Raw genomic sequence first — 19,748 nt, 5'->3', positions numbered from 1 at the left:
TCCCTAACGGATTCGTCTATTTTTTTTACCGCATTTGGAGATGAGAAGTGTAACCACAACTATCTCCACAAGTAGAACCACAACTATCACCAGAACAAGTCACATCACAAGTACTGCCACCACAAGTGCTACCACAAGTTCCACTGGTGCAACAACACGTCACATTTTCGTCACATATTAAATAGCCGCCACTAAATCTGACTGAGTCCATCACGCTTCCCTTCATTCTTGCCTGAGTATCTGTCGAGAAGGCACATGTAGGTCCACAAGTATTTTCCGCGCAGGTTTGCCCACAAGTTTGCGGACAATCAAAATAAGGAGTTTTATTGCTATCTTTTCTTGTCAGCGGAATCTTACCAACTAACCCTTGCACAATAGTTTGCAGATTCGCATGTAGAATAATCTCATCGCCTGATTTTCTCTTTAGTTTCTTAACTGCTTGTTCTGGTTCAAACACCAATTGATGAAAAAACTCAGGATCTTTTTTAGCACGATCAATCAATTTGCTAATTTGTTCCTTGTTCATGATATCTTCCTTGGCTACGACTGCTCAATTAGGAAAGATTTGGCAAGCCTAACTTTGGCTCGCCAAACAAGTTTATCGTTCCATTTTAACGAATGTTTCCACCAAATTTTCCTTGTAGGCTTGTGGTGTACCCGCAACTTTGACCGCAGGTATTATCACAACTACTGCTGCACGTATTACCACAACCTTCCAACGCAGTACCACCTTCCCACATACCAGCGCCAGCTGTCCGTGTCATTTTCTCCCTTTCAAGAGTGAGGTTGGTAGTGTAGCCGCAGCTTTGGCCACAAGTGTTATCACAACTGCTTGAGCAAGTATTCCCGCAACCTTCTAACGCGTCTTTAAAGTGAGAAAAATAAACTCCGCCTTTTACCCTTGCTGCTTCAGCAATGTTCGTTGTATATCCGCAGCTTTGACCACAGGTATTATCGCAGCTCGTAGAACAGGTATTACCACACCCTTCAAGGCCAAGTATGTTTGCGAAAAGCGCTTCTACATTCGAAGAGACGATACTTCCTCTGCTTTGTCTATCCAAACCATCTAATGAACCTAATACCTTTTCGGGTTCGAAGACAAGAGAATGGAAAAATTTAGGGTCTTTTTTTGCGCGATCTATTAATTCATTAATAGCTTTATGATTCACGATAATCTCCTTATATTTAAATAATAAAAATCCTTTATATACAGTTATATATACAGCTACATATACTTCTACATATACAGCTACATAAACTGTTACTAATTCATTTTTTTATATAAATAAGTCGAAGAAAATACGGCTTTTTAGTTGATCAAAAAATATACAAATTTTATTTCGTCAAATAATATTAGGAAAAATTATGTTGTTCGTCAAGTATAAAAAATTTCCCAAAATGATAAATGAAGATACAGTTGATCTCGGCAAGGGATCAATGATTAATATAATTTTAAATTTTTAGTGATTTATCAGAAAATTACACGATACCTCATGAAACGATATATAAAAGAGGAAGTTTCGAAACAGAGGAAATCAAAGCCTTACGGCACATAGTTGAATTGTAAAGACCTTTGTTGATTACTAAAAAAGAGCGATCACAGTTTTTTTAACCGAGTTAAGCAAAGCCAATGCACCGAGTTCCACTGCGTGATGCGTCACTTTGCCACTCCATTGGATCCGCGCTGCTTTCCAACCTATAAAAAAAGCGGAAACAAGGAGTATCGGGGTTGTTAAATGATGGCGGACTATTCTGCTTTGTGCAAAATACTCTTGATGCTCATTCACCTCATCTTTTTGGGATTGTAACGTACTACCCATCAGTTCAATTTGTGCTATTATCTGCTTTCTCGAGTTTTTCATGTTCAACATTCTCTTGCGAAAAAAATTCTCTTGTTTTCTGAAAACTCATACTCTTTATGTTGAAAGATAGATACTTAAGTAATCCCAGTAAAAATCCCACATTAAGAAGTAAAACAAATAAAATAGATAACAGAAGACGATTAGAAACCAAATGCACAAAATACCCTGAAGCCAAATATGCCAAATAACCTATTAAAAACATAACCGATAACCATACTGCTAATAACACTACTAACAGCAGGCAAATATTCAACAATAGGGGAAAAATGCTCAGCCCTGCCAGCCTTGCTTCAAGACGAATTAAAGAACTAACTGTTTTAATAACAGATAATTTTGCAGCAATTAATGCTTCTAACTGTTTTAAGGCTTCCATTACTTTTTCAGTAATCGAGATAACAAGAAGCCTATTCCTCCTGCGATCAAAACAGAAGCCAATGGATTTTCCTGTATTTTTTTCAATACACGATCTGACTGTTCTTTGAGGTTATCCTCTACTTCATTTGCCTTGTGTATCCCATCTTCATACAACTGATTTACCTTCTTTTTTCCTTCTGTTAATAATTGGCTTGCAGCTGCTTCAAGATGATCTTTGGGAGTATATGCTCGGTTTTTCATGTTAGAACCCTCCTTAGTTAACACCACAATATGGGAAAATTTAATGAAAATAATATTTTAAATATAGTCATTGAATGAGATTAATCAAATAAACCCTTCCACTTTTATTGACTATTTATTTTTAAAAATATAGAAAAATTATTTTTTATCAATAAGATGTGATTTATAAAGGAATATATCTCTCGAATTCGGGTATCCGTTTACTGCAAATAGTTCGTTATTGAGCATCAAAACCCCACATTGACTTCAATAGAAAAAGACGTACACTAAATGGCCAAGAATAATAAAATATAGGTAAAGAATTAATGGTAGACTCAACTCTTCTCAGAGACCTACAGCAATTAGAAGATGCGGTAACTTTCTATTGTAAGGGCAAATCTCAATATTTTGGTGAAAAAAAAACTTTTAGCTTTTCCGCACTTACAGATGTTTATAACTCAATCAAATTGTTGCCGTTGGACAACGAAAAAATCATGCTTATGGAACGTTTTCATCAAAATGTGTGCAAACAAATAGCTGCATTTCATCCTAAACTTTTTTTATTTATAAATTTCACTAATGAAATCAACGCATATAAACCATTGCTTGAACAACTTGATGCGTTAAAAAAACAAGCTTCAGAACTTTTTGACCATTATTTTGATTTTAATAAATCGCGCTTTGATTGGGAGAGTTTACATCAACTTCGTACCCAAATTTATAATCTGCCAAATCTCTCAGATAAAACACAACTCATGCGGTTATTTGAGAATGGAGTATTAGCAACAATCACTCAAATAGAGCCTAAAGCCTACATTCTCCTCACTTTTCACTCTGAATTAGAAGCAGTGGAGGAGCAGGAAGCATTAGACCATCTAGACGTTTCTTTCCAATAAATCAGATAAACATCTCAATCATAGAGCTCGTGAGAGTTCTATGATTTTATCATTAAACTACTCAATAAAATAAACCAGCCTCTAATCACAGAGAGTCAATCCGGTCATACTAAAAATCACTTCTGACACAGATGAATAATAGGCTTGTGCATTGCAATTAATAAACTATATTTTATTTAACCTATTATTATTGGAAAACATAAGACATAAGGAGATAAGTATGTTGAGCCTTGATACGGAAACAATTTGTGATCTTCTTGATAAAGCACGACAATTTCAAGTCAAAGACGAAGTCAGCTTTCCGGAGGTCACTGATGAAATGGATGCACTCTACGTATTAGCTGATTATCAAGGTGATCCGGTTTATCAAGAAACAATAGAATTCATTAATAATTTACGTCCTGATCAACAAGCAACTTTAGTCGCGTTAATGTATTTAGGCCGCGGAGATTATACTCAAGATGAATGGGAAGATGCACTTAATTTCGCCCAAGAGGAATTTACTGAGCATACCGGGGAATATTTGTTATCCAGACCAACAGTGGCTGATGACATTGAGCGCGGTCTAAATATGTTAGGAATTTCCTATCAGGAATAGTTTTTTCAGGGGTTAGCATGTCATTCGTTCATATTGGGACCTCAGGATGGGTCTATAAGGGTTGGAAAGAAGTTTTCTACCCCAAGTCTCTTCCCGAAAAAGATGAACTAACCTATTACGCAAGCATCTTCAATACTGTTGAGCTTAACAGCAGTTTTTATCGCATACCCACCTCAAAATCTATTGCAAAATGGAAAGAGAATACGCCAGATAAATTTATTTTTTCGTGTAAAGCCAGTCGCTATTTAACGCATATAAAAATGCTTAAAGATGTTCAGGATAGTGTTAATTACTTATTGCAAATACTAGAAGGATTAGAAGAGAAATTAGGGCCTGTTTTATTTCAACTCCCACCTTATTGGCCCTTTAATCTGGAACGATTGGAACAATTTATTAAAGGATTGCCCAAATCTTTTGATTATACATTTGAGTTTAGAAATAAAAGTTGGTTGCGTCAGGAAATTTATGATTTACTCACAAAAAACAATATTGCACTTTGCTTTTATGATTATAAGGGATTTCAATGTCCAGAAATTATAACCAGTGATTTTATCTACTTACGATTACATGGACCGCATCTCCAACCCTATTCAGGTCATTATGAAGAAAAATCGCTTTTATACTATGCTCATAAATTTGCCGACTGGCACAAACAAGTTAAAAAAATTTTTTGCTACTTAGATAACGATGAGAAAGTAGTTGCCCCTCATGATGCACAAGCATTAGAACGCTTAGTACAAAAAAGAGATTGAACGCACAAAAAAGAGGTGAACATATCTATCAGGTTTCGTTGTGGGCTGCACCAATAGAAGTCCTTCAAATTAAAGAATTGTATCCAAACGCAAAGATTGTTTTATCTTCCAATAATCCATCCATGGATCATTCTTTAATGTGTCTAAGCGTTGAGGTAATGTTTTAATTGTAAATTCGGTATCTCGTTTATCTTTACCCAACTCATCCCAATAAATTGGTACAGCGACAGGAGCATGTATACGCGCTCTTGTAGAATAAGCGCTAATTGCCGTAGCACCCCGTTGATTTCTTAAAAAATCAATAAATATTTTATTTTTCCGTTTGGATTTATTCATGGTGCTCGTATATTGATTAGGATTAATTCGCTCCATAAACTCCGCAAAAACCTTGGTGAAGTTTTTTACCTCATCCCAATCATATTCAGGTTCAATAGGCACTACTACATGCAATCCTTTGCCACCGGTTGTTTTAGCAAAAGAAGTTAGTCTGAATTGATTGAGGTGTTCTCTGATTTCAAAAGCTGCTTTAACAATTGCTTCCCAAGTTACCGAGGGACCAGGATCTAGATCAAACACAACAAAATCTGGTTTTTCTATCTGATTAATTTGGCTCCCCCAGGGATGAATTTCCAAAACATTCATTTGGACTAAACTGAAAAGTCCTTCTATTGTATCTAAATAAATATAGGGCTCTTTCTTTTTTTTAGTTTCTATGGTGATAGCCTTTAAAACTTTTGGTGTTGAATCAATATAATGACGTTGAAAAAAACAATCATGCCAATTTTCAGGACAACGAAGTAAAGATATGGGCCTATTTTTTATAAATGGCATGATGTAATCATAAACATACTCGTAATAATTCAATAAATCTTTTTTGGTAATACCATCCTCAGGATAAAGCACTTTATCAGGGTGAGTCATTTTAATTCTCAAGGAATAAGCTTTGTTGTTTTTGGCCTCACCTTGTTCCATTTTTTTGTCTTTATTTTCCGATGCGGTCTTTTGTTCACGAAAAACCTCTCCAGGTTTTTTATCCAGGCGCAATCCTTTGAAACTAGGGTGTCGCAAATGTCCTCGTTCAGTCCAATGAGTAAATTCGACTTCTGCGACCAATTTGGGTTGTACCCAAACCACACTTTGGGATCCAGGGATTTCCTTAGCAAAGGGCTTTTGTTTTGCCGGAATTTTTTGCAATAGAGCGAATACTTCCTTAAGCGATGCTTCGCTAAAACCGGTCCCTACATTTCCCGTATAATCCAACTCCCCTTGCTCATTATAAACCCCTAAATACAGAGCACGAAAATACTTGCGGGAGCTGGTCGGTACTGAGTAACCGCCAATGATAAATTCTTGCCGCATCAAGCACTTGATCTTAAGCCATCTTTTTGTGCGTCCTGATATATAGGGACTATCGATTTGTTTGGAAATTATTCCCTCAAGCCCAAGCTCGCAAGCACGATGAAAAAGGAAGCTTCCCTCACCGATAATATGATCACTGAAGCGAAGCATTTTATTCTGTCCTTCCAACACATTTTTCAAAATTGCTTTTCGCTTTAACAACGGTAAAGTCCTTAAATCAAACTGCTCGTAATACAAAATATCGAAAAGATAATAAACATATGGAGCATTGGGATTCAATTTAATTGTATTTTGCAATAATTGAAAATCAGATTTCCCATGTTTATCAAGTAAAACAACTTCCCCATCCAAAATGGCTTGCGGTAAAGCCAATTGTTTAAGTGCATCTACAACAGATAATAAATCATTGGTCCAATCTTTATTGTTACGTGATTTTAAGCGGATTTGTTCATTATGAATTAGCGCAATAATTCGATATCCATCAAGTTTTATTTCATGCAACCAATCTGAACTGTCAGGAGCATCGTCAGCTAGTGTAGCCAGTTGAGGTGGAATAAAACCGGGGAAGGAACTGGTGCATAAGTGCTCAGAAAGTTCTAGATCGCGCTTATTATGCAGTTTTTTTTTATGTCACTTTTATTAGACTGATTTGTTCCACTATAATACGCCCCAATTTCATCGATCGAGAGATTGGTCAGCACACTATCTGGTTCTGCTTCAATGATGTCATATTCTTTCAGTTTTCTAGTAAATTCGTCTTTGAATTTGATTAAAAACCAATGCTTCTCATCCTTAAAACGTACTAAATCCCAGCGCCCTTTTAACTTGATGGCCTCCAACTCGAAACGTAAGTGACCTGATTTATAAGCTTTTTCAGGATCCGCATCGAGAGGTTTCCAGATGCCTTTATCCCATAACATCACATTACCTGCACCATATTGCCCCTCAGGTATTATTCCTTCAAAATAACCGTATTCAATGGGATGATCTTCGACATGCACTGCAAGACGCTTTACCGATGGATCAAAACAGGGACCTTTGGGAACCGCCCAACTCAATAGAACCCCATTTAATTCAAGACGAAAATCATAGTGAAGATGACTGGCAGCATGTTTTTGAATCACAAATAAATAGTTCGTTTCAAAAGAAACATCGCCTTTAGGCTCAGGAGTCTTATTAAAATTCCTTTTTTTACGATAAGGCTCAATACCCATGTATCGCTCCTTTCAGAATGATTACTTTAATTTTAAGAAAAATACCAAGAATTTCCACTCATCTCCATTTTAGGTAAACACCACCCTGCTCTTCCTGTCTGCATAAATGGCTTATTCCTCTATGACTTTTAAAAATAGTCTACTCTTTGAATAAGAATTGTTATTAAGGATTAAGATAATGCCTAAATCAATCTGGAAAGGCGAGATTTCCTTTGGTCTTGTTTCTATACCGGTTTCGTTGTATTCCATTGAAGAGCAAGATGAACTTAAATTTCATTTGCTTGATAAAAAAACGAAATCCAGAGTGCATTATCAACGAATTAGTGAAAAAACCGGCAAAGAAGTTCCTTGGGACCAGGTGGTGAAAGGATTTGAATTTGAAAAAGACCGTTACATTATTGTTGATGAAAAAAAGTTCGAAAAGGCGAGTCAGGATTTATTTAAAGCGATTAATATTGAAGAATTTGTAGATTTTCAGGAAATTGATAGTCTTTACTTGATCAAACCTTATTACCTTATTCCAGAAAGTAAAAATAAAAAAGCATATGTATTATTAAGGGAATCGTTAAAAAAAACAAATAAGGCAGGTGTTGCCAAAGTCATTATTCGGACAAAAGAATCTATTTGTTTAATCCTTCCTCATCATCATGCCCTGCTTTTATACTTAATTCATTTTAAAGATGAGATACGTGAAGAAAAGGAAATGGATGTTCCTAAAGAAGACTTTAAAAATTATAAGGTTTCCCAATCAGAAATAAAAATGGCTGTTACTTTAATCGATGAAATGACCACTAAATGGCAGCCTGAAAAATATCATAACGAATATCGTGATGCGTTGAAAAAATGGCTTGATCAACAAATAGCCAAACAACCAGTAATCAAAGAAGAGGAAGATACTGAGGTTGTCAACGAAAACTCTGCGGATGTAGTTGATTTCATCTCTCTTTTAAAAGAAAGCATGCAAAAGAGAACATCTGCAGAAAAGTCAAATAAGAAAAAAAGCTCATAAATCAAGAAAACAATCAATCTGTCCCATAGACTACACTCTTGTCAAATTATGTCTCTTTATGCAAAGATAACTTAAGACATCTTGAAAATAAGTGTTATAGACCTCTTTCGAAATTCGCTGTAGAGCGAAATACAAGAAAAGCCTGCAATAGACTTTCGGAAAGTTCTGGTGTTTTAGAAACAATCTCGGAGGACCGCAAAATGAGACAAATATTTAAAATTGATAAAACCATAAGACAATCCTCTATATTTAAAACACATCAATCTCAAATAATGCCAGTGCAAAAAAAAACAACAGCACCATTTTATACAGCTCAAAAAACAACAACTACTGTTCCCCCAGTTGCGAAAGCTCTCTATCCACTCCTTTTTACAAAATTAAAAGCAGAAGAACACAAGCAATTTACATCAAAAAAACGGCATCGCTCTGAATACAAAGACAATTATAGCGCCGCACTCAATTTGCCTTATTCAAACCATCAATTAGCGATAAAGCATCATGATCAAAATGCGCTCCTTGCCATGTCTAAAAAAAATATTATTGAACATGCAAATCGTCGTATAGATTTATTTTTTTACACATTAATTGCTTATTACAAAACAGGGATTTTGCCAATCTATGGACATACAACATTACAACATGGTAGAGGACGCACGACACGCCGTAATACGAGTATCTCTGAAGCCTGTCATAGTAGCCTGACTCCTTCATTCGTGGATAGAACCATTTACCAAAATAATCAAACAAGAGAAAAACATAAAAGTTTACTGTCTGATACACATTTTATGGATAGTCTGAATTCCACAGTCGAATTGCCTCCTTTTGTAAATGATCTGGATGATCTGTTAGAAAATGCATTAAGAGAAAAAAGCTTGACTATTCTTCGCGAGGTTTCACTTGGAACACTCAATCCAATTACAGGATTAACCCGGTTTTTGCAAATAATGAGTACCGTTTTAAAGGGTCTTAAAGAAGATGCTGAAAATAAAAACAAATCTGCCTTATCCCAACATCATCTAATCAAACAACAACCAATTACGCCAAATCTGATTGAGCTTGTAAAAACTGGGTCACTCTCAACTACCTATTTACCGGAAAAACAAATCGCAAATGATGACTACATCCAACTCTTACTTAGAATGACGCCCGAAGAAAAAGCAGCATGCAAAGATAAGCACGGTAAAGAAAAGTTGTACACCCAGAAAATTATGGAGTTACAAAGCGAAATTTTACATACAAAAAGCAGCAAACTCCCATCACCTAATTAGAAAAACAATCAGTAATGGAGCACATGAATCTGATATCACCACGGCCCCGCCCACACGACTTGTTTGTGGGTTTGCTTGTAGGATCCAGGAATCATGCGTCAGCGAACAGGAGACAGGGCGTAGACAAGAGAGTTGGTTTTTAACTTAATACGAGTGGCTCATTACTTAGTTGCGCTAAGGAAAACCTGAGGTTAAATAAGGTGGGGAAACTCTAGATATGCCTGAGAGATTTGACTAGAATACAGTTTAGCTGCTGATAAATAGAAACTTTTTATACTGGTGTCAATTTATGAATATCCACACTGTTGTTGAAGAGCAGAGAAAATTTGCTGCTGCGGGACAAGCTAAAAATATTGATTTTCGTAAACAACAACTGCAAAAATTGAAAACGATTATCAAACAAAATGAGCAGCTCCTCTCTGAAGCGCTTTATGCAGATATAAAAAAATCCCAGTTTGAAACCTACCTAACCGAACTTGCCATGATTTATCATGAGCTTGATCAAGCAATAAAATCAGTGCGAAAATGGGCTAAGCCAAAAGCCAAAAGAACGGACTTAGTACTTCAACCAGGGAAGAGTTTTATCTTACCCGAACCGTACGGCACGACGCTCATTATCGGTGCGTGGAATTATCCCTATCAGCTGACGTTAAGCCCCTTAGTCGCAGCTATGGCTGCAGGAAACACCAGCATTATCAAGCCAAGTGAGCTACCACAAAATACCTCATCTGCTCTCGCAAAAATAATAAATCAAAATTTTGATCCGGCTTACCTTTATGTCGCAGAAGGGGATGCTGCGGTGACTCAGGAGCTTCTTAACTTTCGCTTTGACAAGCTCTTTTTTACTGGTAGTACCACTGTAGGAAAAATTGTAGCGAAAGCAGCTGCAGAGCACCTAACACCTGTCACACTCGAATTAGGTGGAAAAAGCCCTTGCCTTGTTTTTGCTGATGCCGATCTCAAGATTTCAGCCCAGCGCATTGTTTGGGGCAAATTTTTAAACGCAGGCCAAACCTGTATTGCACCGGATTATCTTTTAGTTGAAGAATCAATTTATCTATCCTTTTTGGAAGAACTCAAAAACCAAATCAACGAAGTTATTGGGTCTAATCCTCTGACGAGCGAAAGCTATGTACGGATTATCAACCAAAAACATGTAGAACGCTTAAAAAAACTCATCGACCCTCAAAAATTGTTTACAGGGGGACAAGTCATCGAAACAGAAAATTATATTGAGCCGACAATTCTCAAGGATATCTGTTTTGCCGATGAAATCATGAAAGAAGAGATTTTTGGTCCAATTTTACCCGTTATTCCTTTTACTGATCTGCAAACTGTTCTACAGGAAATAAAACAATATCCACGCCCTTTATCACTTTATATTTTTGGGAAAAACTCAACCGTGCAAACACAAATTTTGCATGAGGTTTCCTTTGGCGGTGGTTGTATTAATGACGTAGTAATGCATATTTGTAATTCCCACCTTCCATTTGGTGGTGTAGGGGAAAGTGGTATGGGAAGTTACCATGGTGAAGCTGGTTTTAAAACGTTCAGCCACTTCAAAAGTATTTTGAAAAGGCCTTTTTGGTTTGAACTACCTATAAAATACAGGCCATACAATCAGTTAAAATTGAAGATAATTCGCGCTCTTTTGGGATAAACTAACAAATTAAATTTTCATAGAGAATGAATATCAGAATTCATATTCTTATGGAATCGATGGAGAATCCCTGATGAATTTATTTTCATCCTCTAAAACAAGTGCAACCGCTTTTGTTTAGATAAAATGTTTATGGTGTAGGATTTTCCAATATTTCCTTTTTTTTCTCTGCAATACGTTGGGCCCTCTTAGTAATAGCTTCTTGTAACTGCACAAAAAAACGAGAAGGCTCTAGAGATTGACTCACCTCCGACTCGAGTTGCTTACCCCAAGACTCATCCAGTTCAGATTGAATATTGAACTCCTCATCCAACATTGAATCTAAAGCATGAGTTTTTTGTTGATAAGAGATGGCGAACAGTCTACATGCTTCAACAAAGCAAGGATTTTCTTCCAAAAGCAAAGCAGAAGTACTGAGAAAGCCAATAATTCGCTCATCTTTATGATTTTTCTGATTATGTATGACTAAAACAAGAAATTCCTTTAATAAAGGATAAATTGATGCGTAATCCACATCACTCCCTCCTTCTTCTCCATAATTAACTACCAAATTTTGCAATAATTTAATACATTCTTTACTTACTGGCATTCCTTTCTCCAAATAAATAAACCTTTCTTTATTAAAAACTCCGAGAGCTAATTAAGCAAGAAAAAGAAGACGTTTTTAGAATTCAATTAAGTTATCTTAATTCATTTTTTAAATATGTCCTTCTTATCTTGTATGCCGTCAATATTGGGTCTATAACTTTAAGAATAAAAGAGAGCACTTATGTCAGAAAAGAAAGCTAAAATTAAAATCAGTAATTCTAAGGAATCTCCTGCCCCACCTTCCGTTGAAGCAAATCCTGCTATTCTTGCAAGTATTCTTAAAGAATTGCCAGGCAGTATTTATTGGAAAGACAAAAATGGGGTGTATCTAGGTTGTAATGACATCATGCTTGAAATGACCGGCATGAAATCCGTAATTGGAAAAACAGATTTTGATATGCCATGGGCAGCATCTGCAGAAACAATTCGCAATAATGATTTAAAAGTAATGGCGCTTAATTCTTCGTTAGAGCTGGAAGAAACTGGAACATTGGCCAATGGACAACAAGCAGTTGTATTAACTAGGAAAACCCCTCTCCGCGATGAACAAGGAAATGTCGTAGGTATTCTAGGCATCTCACTTAATATTACCCATCGTAAAAAGCAAGAAGCAGATTTGCGTTCAAGCCAGGAAAGAACACAATCAACTTTAGAAAACATTCTTGCCAATATGCCAGGGCATGTTTATTGGAAAGACAAAAATGGGGTGTATTTGGGATGCAATAACCGACAGGCCCAAAGTGTAGGATTTCAATTTGGCTACGAACTTATAGGAAAAACTGATTTTGATCTACCATGGGGTGATCATCAAGCAGCGTTATTCCGTCAAAATGATCTTTATATTATGCAAACGGGTGAAACTGAAATTATTGAAGAAAAAGCCCTAATCGAAGGTAAAAATGCCATTTTTTTAAGTCATAAATCTCCGATGCGTAATAAAAAAGGTGAAATTACCGGAGTACTTGGTATTTCAATTAACATCACTGATCGCAAAAAAATTGAAGCAGAACTCAAAATTGCAAAAGAAAAAGCCGAAGCAGCAAGCCTTGCAAAAACAGAGTTTCTTGAAAATATGCGCCATGACATCCGCACTCCTCTCACTGGCATCGTTGGATTTGCAGATCTCATCAAAGCTGAAGCAAAAAGTGATCAGATTAAAGAATATGCGGATAATCTAGTCGCATCCAGCCATGCTTTGCTTGATTTTATGGACGAGGTTCTTGAAGCAATTCATGTAAGTTCTGGCGAAGTGCCCAAAGTTAGGAAAAAATTCGTCTTACAACGAATCGTTCAACATGTTATTAATCTTAATAAAGCCAAAGCCTCTGCAAAACACCTGCGTTTATCATTCGATTTTGATCCAAATATTCCCAATTACCTCATTGGTGATCCTGTGCGCATTCATCGAATTTTACTCGAGCTAATTGCTAATTCATTGAACTTCACAGATACAGGCTTTGTAAAATTAACCGCTAAACTGGCAAAACGAGAAAATCGCGAAATCATCATTCAATTCATCGTAGAAGACAGTGGCATGGGCATTCCCAAGGACAAACAACAGGAAATTTTCCTGCAATTTAAACGCTTAACACCTTCCTACAAAGGAATTTATAAAGGAGCAGGCCTAGGTCTTGCAGTAATCAAACAGTTTATTGATGAATTAGATGGGGAAATATATGTTGAGAGTACGGTTGCCAAAGGAACACTATTCACCTGTATCATTCCCTTAAAAACAGCACTTTTAGCGGATGAAACAGGCATAGATAATGATTTTGTTGAACCTAATATTCCTAGTTTTACACGAGATAGTGCAATCACTCAACAAGCTCGGGATTCATCCGCAAAATTATTCAAACACCGTATCCTATTAGTTGAAGACAACACCATTGCACAAACAATCGCAAAAGAAATGTTGAATCAATGTAATTGTCACGTTGATATAGCAACTGATGGACAATCAGCATTGCAATTCTGGAAGAAAAACAAGTACGATTTAATTTTTATGGATATTGGGTTACCTGATATGGATGGTTATCAAGTGACCCATCACATTCGTGTCCAAGAAATTGCTAAAAACCATCACACCCCTATTATTGCGCTAACAGCTCATGTTGGTGAAGAAAATAAGCAACGTTGCATTGAGTCAGGTATAAATGCAGTATTTAGTAAACCACTGACTCAAAAAAACTGTTGTGATATTTTGAACTCATTCATTCCCTCCATACAAAAAGAAAAAGGAATCGCTCCCGGACTTGGTGTTTTAGATTCACCCGCAACAGAAGAACAATTTTTTGAGCTTTCTGAATTTCCTCTACTTGATATTAAAGAAGGAATTAAAACTACCGGTACAGAAGATATGCTCTGTAAGATGCTCCAACTAATGCTTCATCATTCTCTTGTTGAGGATATTACCCTTCTAAAAAAAGCACATGCACAAGGCGACTGGGAAAAAACCCTGCAACTTGCCCATAAAATTAAGGGGGGCGTGGTATACGTCGGTGCCATCCGTTTAAAAATCGCGTGCCAATATCTTGAGCGTTATTGGAAATCAGGACAATGTGATTTATTGGAGAAATTATATCAGCAAATGACTCAAGTGATTGATGAAACAACTTCTGAAATTCAAAAATGGATAAAAACTAAAGTATCTCACTAATTTAGATATTTTTGTTTTTAGCCTGAGGGCAGCGGGGCATAACTTAGGAAAAATTTTTAAAAAGTAAAACCAGGTTTCGTCTCGCTGCACACAGGCTACACATCTAAACGAATCGCTTAAAAATCGCCAACCCCAGATCCTTCCTGAGCAGCTTCCTGAATCATTTGAAATTCATCTTCTGTTGACTTTCTAGGATATTTTTTAAATCGAAGTGCAACAGGTCTTAAATAATTTGGATAATGAGGCTTTATTAAATATTCATAAGTGGCTGCCATCGCCTTGTTTCTGCCGCTAGGATAAACTTCAAAATCATATGCTTTTTGTGGCCATAGGCACATCACCGAACACTCTTCAAGCAAATAATCAAGACAAAGTCTGGATGCACGCTCATAATCAACATCCACAATAGAAAATCGATTCAAGTATCGTGTTAAAAAATCATCAATATTGGCATGAATCGCATGACGAAAGGATTCATTAGATTCATATTCTTTTTGCACACGTACATAACTGTCGATGTAATTGGGACTGTTGTACCAATCATCCCAGCGCATAATTTCAAAAGGAATGGTTAATTGATTGTAAGCTATTTCATTTCGCAACACCCAATCATCACCCTCTTTCACAGCGAGCTGGTATAATTCATCTGGTGTCGCATGATGCATAATGCCCATCGTATGACGTTGAACGCTATCATCAACCAAGATGGTACACTGTTTAAATGCCCCATTAATGAGTTTAATCACCGCTGCAAATTTTTCACCCTCATGGATTGGTTGTCCAACACTAATGGGCATAAGGCAAGCGGATTGAGGAAATCGTTTTCTTTCTTCTACAGGGTTTTCTCTAAAGGAAGCTTTCACAATCCTGTTATCCATTAAATTCATATTCTCTACCTCCTTGATGTGATATTGCTTTTTGCATAAAAAGAAATCATATTTTATTTTATAAAAAGCATACTGTCCATTAATGATTCAGCGCAAACACATGCCATGTTCATCTAAGCTTAGTCGGGTTATTCTATGGCTCAAGGTTGCAGTAAGGCCCTATTGCACATGGAAAAACAAACAAAAAATGAAAAGAGAGATGTATCCCTGGCTACTTAGGGATAACACCCTTTTAGGGTATACTCTAGTAGTGCTATTGGTTGGGAACCCACCAGATATATCGATTACATAATAATTACTTAATGTTACTATTGTATAATTTGTGTAATATATATATAAATTTAACCTAGAGCGAGTATAAAATGCCTTTTAGAATAGATAATCCTGGTGGCGGTGATTGCGGATTTTATGCATTTGCAATAGGTTTAATAGCCACCATTCAAAAAGAACATGAAGACAGCAAAAACAGCAAAACTTTTGCTAAATGGCAAAAGAAAGGCCTTAACAATGTAGGCTTGCAAGAAATTCTGGACATTGATTTAAATCAACTGTACGAATCACCCTATACTTATAAAAAAGAAACCTTGCTTAAATTGCAAATGTCTTTAAGAAGTATTTCTGCCACTGCATATAAATATGATCTTTTTGAGAAAATAGCGCAAGCAAAAAGGAATGGAAGCACCCAGGTTGAAAGCTCACCTGTATATCATAAGTTCATGGAATTAGTGCACTATTACTTAAAAGAAGAACAAGAAGAGAGTGCGCTGGATAAGATAAAACAGTTCAATGAATTGGCTTTATCACCTGAAGTTCTTGACTTGGCAAAAAAAACCTCCAAGTCATTGGCGCCTAAGCTTATAGGGAGCTTCCAAGAAAATGAACCAATAGAAAATGCGCATGTGAAAGAGGCTTTACTGGCAGACGTACTATCTGGTGGAAAAGAAAATCCTCGTTCCGTCATTCTAAAAGGAATAGAAAAAATTAAGGAACAAGGAAGATGGGCTACACATAGCGATTTAAAAGAAGTTGCAGATCAACTTGAAGTAAATCTCTATGTGACTAATGAGCTCAATGGAAAACCCATGAAAGGTTGCCCCACTATTGTTTTAAATAACGAAGGCAGGTCAGTACATTGGACGACCACTGTAGAGGAATTGCCTCAGCCAAAAGCTCTGCCTATTGAAAAACGTATTGAGCGCCCAAAATCAACAGAAGAAACTTATACATCTTCTAAAGATCATGAATCTTCTAAAACTCGTGAATCCTCTAAAGACAGAGAAACACAAGTAATTGCAGCAACTGTAAGCACTCAAATAAACGAAGACAAAGCAGAGCGTTATCAACAGCACGTAAAGACACTCATGGTCACTGCCTCCGATCCGAGGTTCTTTGCCAGTGTTCAAAAAAGAATTGAAAACCTTGATAAACTTGATAAGGAAGAAGCTCTTAAAAATGAACATGGTGTTCAGATTGAATCGGACGAAGATTTTGCTATACGCTTACAAGAAGCAGAATTCAGACGAGCTAATCTGAAGTAAGAATTATTAAAACTGTTTGGAAATAAAAACAGCCTGGAATATGGGTGTTTTTCCTTTTTGAGCCTGATTCAAGATACTATTACGGATAACTCCAATCAAACTTGTCGTACCACAATACCTAAACTAACATAATATACAAGTATGGAAATATTTAAAACATAGAGTACTCATTTAAGGGATTTATTGATGAACACTGTTCAACGCTTTATCAAAGCACAACAAGGAGAAGACGCATATATTTCATTCCAACAGGCTTATGGTGAACTTAAAGCTGGGAGCAAACAAAGCCACTGGATATGGTATATCTTTCCTCAGTTAAAACAGCTCGGGTTCAGTTCTATAGCCCAACATTTTGGTATCGTTGATTTCAAAGAAGCGTATGGCTATTTGCAAAATAAAGAACTTTTTCAAAATTATGACACAATAACTCAACTGGTAGAACAACAGCTAAAAAGAAACATCCCTGCCCTAATGCTTATGAGTGGAGATACTGATACTAAAAAACTGGTATCAAGCCTCACCTTATTCCGAGAAGCGGCTTTATTTCTTGAGCGCCAGGGAGACACATCTCAGGATTTTGCAGCACTTGCCCAGCGTTGTGATCGAATTCTAAAAGAAACCTCAAAGCAAGGTTATTACCCCTGCAACCGTACTCTAGACTTTGTGGCGTCGGCTGAAGCAGAAAAAGTGAATTTAGGATCAGGGAAAGTATAAAGTTGTGTAATTATATTTCCTCTTTTTTCAGAGACAAACAGTGTATAATTGTGTTCTAACAATAAAATAGTGAAAATAAAATATAATGAGAAAGTTCGCTGGCATTCTTTTTCTATTCTTAATTCTGGATATTCAAATCTCATATGCAAATAATCTCACTTCAGTAGAAAAACAGATAACCCAGTACATTACAACTCAATCTCAAGAACAACTTTCATTATTGGAACAATTAGTCAATACGAACAGTGGTACTGCAAACCTTAATGGAATTTATAAGGTTGGAAATAGGGTACGCAAGCAACTCGACCAATTCGGATTTAAAACGTTTTGGGCTCATGAACCGCCCGCCATGCATAGAGCAGGGACATTGGTCGCCGAGCGTACTGGAAATAAAGGCAAAAAACTGCTTTTAATTGGCCATCTTGATACGGTGTTCCCGGCAGATGGCCCATTCCAACATTTTGAACGTCAAGGAGATGTTGCAACAGGTCCTGGTGTTATAGATGACAAAGGTGGTGTAGTCGTTATCCTTTATGCCTTAAAAGCCTTGCAAGAAATGCACGCGCTGGACAATGCAAACATAACGGTTATTTTAACTGGTGATGAAGAAGACGCAGGAAAACCCACTTCAATTTCAAGAAAACCTTTAGTCGATGCAGCAAAAAATAGTGATGTTGCCCTGGATTTTGAGTGGTCTATTACCTCGGACACAGCAACTATTGCGCGTAGAGGCATAGCACACTGGACTCTAGAAACTCATGGTAATGAGGCACACTCCTCAGAAATTTTCCAAAACAAAGTGGGTTATGGTGCTATTTACGAGTTAGTACGAATCCTAGATACAATGCGTACCCTGCTTAGCGGGGAGCGCTTTTTATCATTTAGTCCAGGCCTTGCTTTAGGGGGAACCACAATTAATAGCGTAAATAACATTCAAGGTGACGTTTTTGGCAAGGGAAACGTCATCGCAAAAGTTGCTATGGCAAATGGTGATTTACGTTTTATTAGCGAACAACAAAAGAGCATGGCAGAGAAAAAAATCACTGATATTGTTACCCATCATTTACCTGGCACTACTGCTTCCATTATATTTCAAGATGGGATCCCCAGTATGCCGCCCACTCCTGCCAATGAAGCTTTATTAAGACAATATAGTAAAGTCAGTGAAGACTTGGGACAAGGAGTAGTACATCCACTTGATCCAGGGAGTAGAGGTGCAGGCGATGTCTCACACATTTCCTCCATAGTAAGCGGAGCATTAGCAGGTTTAGGACCTGTAGGCACAGGAGCACATTCTGTGAAAGAAACTTTAAATATCCCTTCCCTTTCAATACAGACCCAACGTGCATCCCTATTAATTTATCGATTAATTAACTCATGAAGCCCTCCTATTGTCTAACATTTCGTTTTTTTAATCTAATTTGAGCTATACTTTAAAAACTATCGAATAGTTCGTACCTGGGGTATTGCATGCAAGCAAAATTAGAGGAAGAAAAAAAAGCCGCGAAAGAACGATATGAGGAACTATTGGCCGCATTGGAGGTTATGAATAAAGCAAATCAGAGTTTATTATTTGAAATTCGACCTAATGAAACGTTTTTTGAAGAAATGTATGAAAATAATAAGGTCTCCCCTCTATATGTTGAATTTGTATCCAAAAACTCAGGAGCCAAATTTACTATAGAGAATAAATTTTTTCCCCATAGTTGGGTTTTCAAGGCACCACAAAATGCAACCAAAGAAGAACTCGATTTTGTAAGGGATTTGACCCTAGAAACAATTGCTCATCCTAAAAATGCACATAAAGACTATCAACCTAAACTATTAGCCGTCTTCCCTGATGGGACTCCTGAAGAAGAAATCTTTGACTTTATTAAAGCTGCAGAAAGAAAAGGAATAGAGGTTAATTTATTTATTGGACCAATGTCACAGTATGAAAAAGTAAGTGAGACTCATAACAAAAAAACAAAAGAGGTAATTGAATCAGGAGAGCTGGATGAACTCCCTGGATGGGATGGTTTTATGCGTGAGTTTCAAAAGAGTGAAGGAGGAAGAAAAGGTGAGGACATGTTAAATAAATATCGCTCAGAACATACAAATTCCTTGAGCCATAATTAAAATTAACTAGTTCTCATGCCTCAATTTTACTCTTG

20 protein-coding genes are annotated in these 19,748 nt (G+C 36.7%); 11 read left to right on the top strand and 9 right to left on the bottom strand.

Annotation, left to right across the window (positions count from 1 at the left end; all coding sequences use genetic code 11):
- Nucleotides 1–25: 25 nt before the first annotated feature.
- The 5 genes from Lpar_RS08855 to Lpar_RS08835 all read right to left on the bottom strand — a co-directional run bounded on the left by Lpar_RS08855 (nt 26) and on the right by Lpar_RS08835 (nt 2,477).
- Nucleotides 26–526, bottom strand: a complete 501-nt coding sequence (locus tag Lpar_RS08855) for a hypothetical protein (protein WP_058517604.1) — start codon at nt 524–526, stop codon at nt 26–28.
- An 85-nt stretch (nt 527–611) separates the two neighbouring features.
- A complete protein-coding gene (locus Lpar_RS08850) occupies nt 612–1,169 on the bottom strand; it encodes a hypothetical protein (RefSeq protein ID WP_058517603.1) in 558 nt (185 codons plus the stop codon).
- Nucleotides 1,170–1,583: 414 nt separating this feature from the next.
- Complete coding sequence (locus Lpar_RS08845; RefSeq protein ID WP_058517602.1) at nt 1,584–1,862, bottom strand: hypothetical protein; 279 nt, start codon at nt 1,860–1,862, stop codon at nt 1,584–1,586.
- On the bottom strand, nt 1,825–2,235 hold the full coding sequence (locus Lpar_RS08840) for a hypothetical protein (protein WP_058517601.1): 411 nt from the start codon (nt 2,233–2,235) through the stop codon (nt 1,825–1,827). The genes Lpar_RS08845 and Lpar_RS08840 overlap by 38 nt, the downstream gene beginning before the upstream one ends.
- Entirely contained in the window at nt 2,235–2,477 is a 243-nt protein-coding gene (locus Lpar_RS08835) for a DUF883 C-terminal domain-containing protein (protein WP_058517600.1), read from the bottom strand. Before Lpar_RS08835 ends, Lpar_RS08840 begins: the two co-directional genes overlap by 1 nt.
- 305 nt (nt 2,478–2,782) lie before the next feature.
- Between Lpar_RS08835 and Lpar_RS08830 the strand changes: the two genes are divergently transcribed.
- The 3 genes from Lpar_RS08830 (at nt 2,783) to Lpar_RS08820 (ending at nt 4,702) form a co-directional block, all read left to right on the top strand.
- Nucleotides 2,783–3,352 carry a hypothetical protein gene (locus Lpar_RS08830; protein WP_058517599.1) on the top strand — a complete coding sequence of 190 codons (570 nt, stop codon included), beginning with the start codon at nt 2,783–2,785 and terminating at the stop codon, nt 3,350–3,352.
- Nucleotides 3,353–3,572: 220 nt separating this feature from the next.
- Nucleotides 3,573–3,950: a DUF3775 domain-containing protein gene (locus Lpar_RS08825; RefSeq protein WP_058517598.1), complete on the top strand. Its 378-nt coding sequence runs from the start codon at nt 3,573–3,575 to the stop codon at nt 3,948–3,950.
- A gap of 17 nt (nt 3,951–3,967) precedes the next feature.
- Nucleotides 3,968–4,702, top strand: coding sequence for a DUF72 domain-containing protein (locus Lpar_RS08820; RefSeq protein ID WP_058517597.1), 735 nt, complete (start codon nt 3,968–3,970; stop codon nt 4,700–4,702).
- Between the two features lie 69 nt (nt 4,703–4,771).
- Here the strand turns inward: Lpar_RS08820 and ligD are convergent, their stop codons facing one another.
- Entirely contained in the window at nt 4,772–6,562 is a 1,791-nt protein-coding gene (gene ligD, locus Lpar_RS08815) for a DNA ligase D (RefSeq protein ID WP_237759373.1), read from the bottom strand.
- 95 nt (nt 6,563–6,657) lie between these two features.
- Complete coding sequence (locus Lpar_RS19310) at nt 6,658–7,275, bottom strand: DNA polymerase ligase N-terminal domain-containing protein (RefSeq protein WP_237759372.1); 618 nt, start codon at nt 7,273–7,275, stop codon at nt 6,658–6,660.
- 178 nt (nt 7,276–7,453) lie between these two features.
- Between Lpar_RS19310 and ku the strand changes: the two genes are divergently transcribed.
- The 3 genes from ku to Lpar_RS08800 all read left to right on the top strand — a co-directional run bounded on the left by ku (nt 7,454) and on the right by Lpar_RS08800 (nt 11,212).
- Nucleotides 7,454–8,284: a non-homologous end joining protein Ku gene (gene ku, locus Lpar_RS08810; RefSeq protein ID WP_058517596.1), complete on the top strand. Its 831-nt coding sequence runs from the start codon at nt 7,454–7,456 to the stop codon at nt 8,282–8,284.
- A gap of 200 nt (nt 8,285–8,484) precedes the next feature.
- Entirely contained in the window at nt 8,485–9,552 is a 1,068-nt protein-coding gene (locus Lpar_RS08805) for a hypothetical protein (protein ID WP_058517595.1), read from the top strand.
- A gap of 289 nt (nt 9,553–9,841) precedes the next feature.
- Nucleotides 9,842–11,212, top strand: coding sequence for an aldehyde dehydrogenase (locus Lpar_RS08800; protein ID WP_058517594.1), 1,371 nt, complete (start codon nt 9,842–9,844; stop codon nt 11,210–11,212).
- A gap of 130 nt (nt 11,213–11,342) precedes the next feature.
- On the opposite strand, the gene Lpar_RS08795 is transcribed toward Lpar_RS08800, so the two are convergent.
- Complete coding sequence (locus Lpar_RS08795) at nt 11,343–11,801, bottom strand: hypothetical protein (protein WP_058517593.1); 459 nt, start codon at nt 11,799–11,801, stop codon at nt 11,343–11,345.
- Between the two features lie 180 nt (nt 11,802–11,981).
- Between Lpar_RS08795 and Lpar_RS08790 the strand changes: the two genes are divergently transcribed.
- Nucleotides 11,982–14,456: a PAS domain-containing sensor histidine kinase gene (locus Lpar_RS08790; protein ID WP_082650353.1), complete on the top strand. Its 2,475-nt coding sequence runs from the start codon at nt 11,982–11,984 to the stop codon at nt 14,454–14,456.
- Nucleotides 14,457–14,572: 116 nt separating this feature from the next.
- On the opposite strand, the gene Lpar_RS08785 is transcribed toward Lpar_RS08790, so the two are convergent.
- A complete protein-coding gene (locus tag Lpar_RS08785; protein WP_058517592.1) occupies nt 14,573–15,343 on the bottom strand; it encodes a hypothetical protein in 771 nt (256 codons plus the stop codon).
- Nucleotides 15,344–15,705: 362 nt separating this feature from the next.
- Here Lpar_RS08785 and Lpar_RS08780 point away from each other — a divergent pair, with 362 nt between their 5' ends.
- The 4 genes from Lpar_RS08780 (at nt 15,706) to Lpar_RS08765 (ending at nt 19,713) form a co-directional block, all read left to right on the top strand.
- Nucleotides 15,706–16,881 (top strand): hypothetical protein, encoded by a 1,176-nt coding sequence (locus Lpar_RS08780; RefSeq protein WP_058517591.1) that lies wholly within the window; start codon nt 15,706–15,708, stop codon nt 16,879–16,881.
- A gap of 186 nt (nt 16,882–17,067) precedes the next feature.
- A complete protein-coding gene (locus Lpar_RS08775; RefSeq protein WP_058517590.1) occupies nt 17,068–17,595 on the top strand; it encodes a DUF1810 family protein in 528 nt (175 codons plus the stop codon).
- Between the two features lie 85 nt (nt 17,596–17,680).
- A complete protein-coding gene (locus tag Lpar_RS08770; RefSeq protein ID WP_058517589.1) occupies nt 17,681–18,976 on the top strand; it encodes a M20/M25/M40 family metallo-hydrolase in 1,296 nt (431 codons plus the stop codon).
- 89 nt (nt 18,977–19,065) lie between these two features.
- The gene (locus tag Lpar_RS08765) at nt 19,066–19,713 is read left to right on the top strand and encodes a hypothetical protein (protein ID WP_058517588.1); all 648 of its coding nucleotides are present in this window, start codon (nt 19,066–19,068) and stop codon (nt 19,711–19,713) included.
- Nucleotides 19,714–19,748 lie beyond the last annotated feature (35 nt).

This window comes from Legionella parisiensis, assembly GCF_001467945.1.
In the GTDB taxonomy this organism is placed as follows: Bacteria; Pseudomonadota; Gammaproteobacteria; order Legionellales; family Legionellaceae; genus Legionella; species Legionella parisiensis.
Note: the sequence above shows the minus strand (reverse complement) of the source record. Positions and strands in the feature narration are given on the sequence as shown.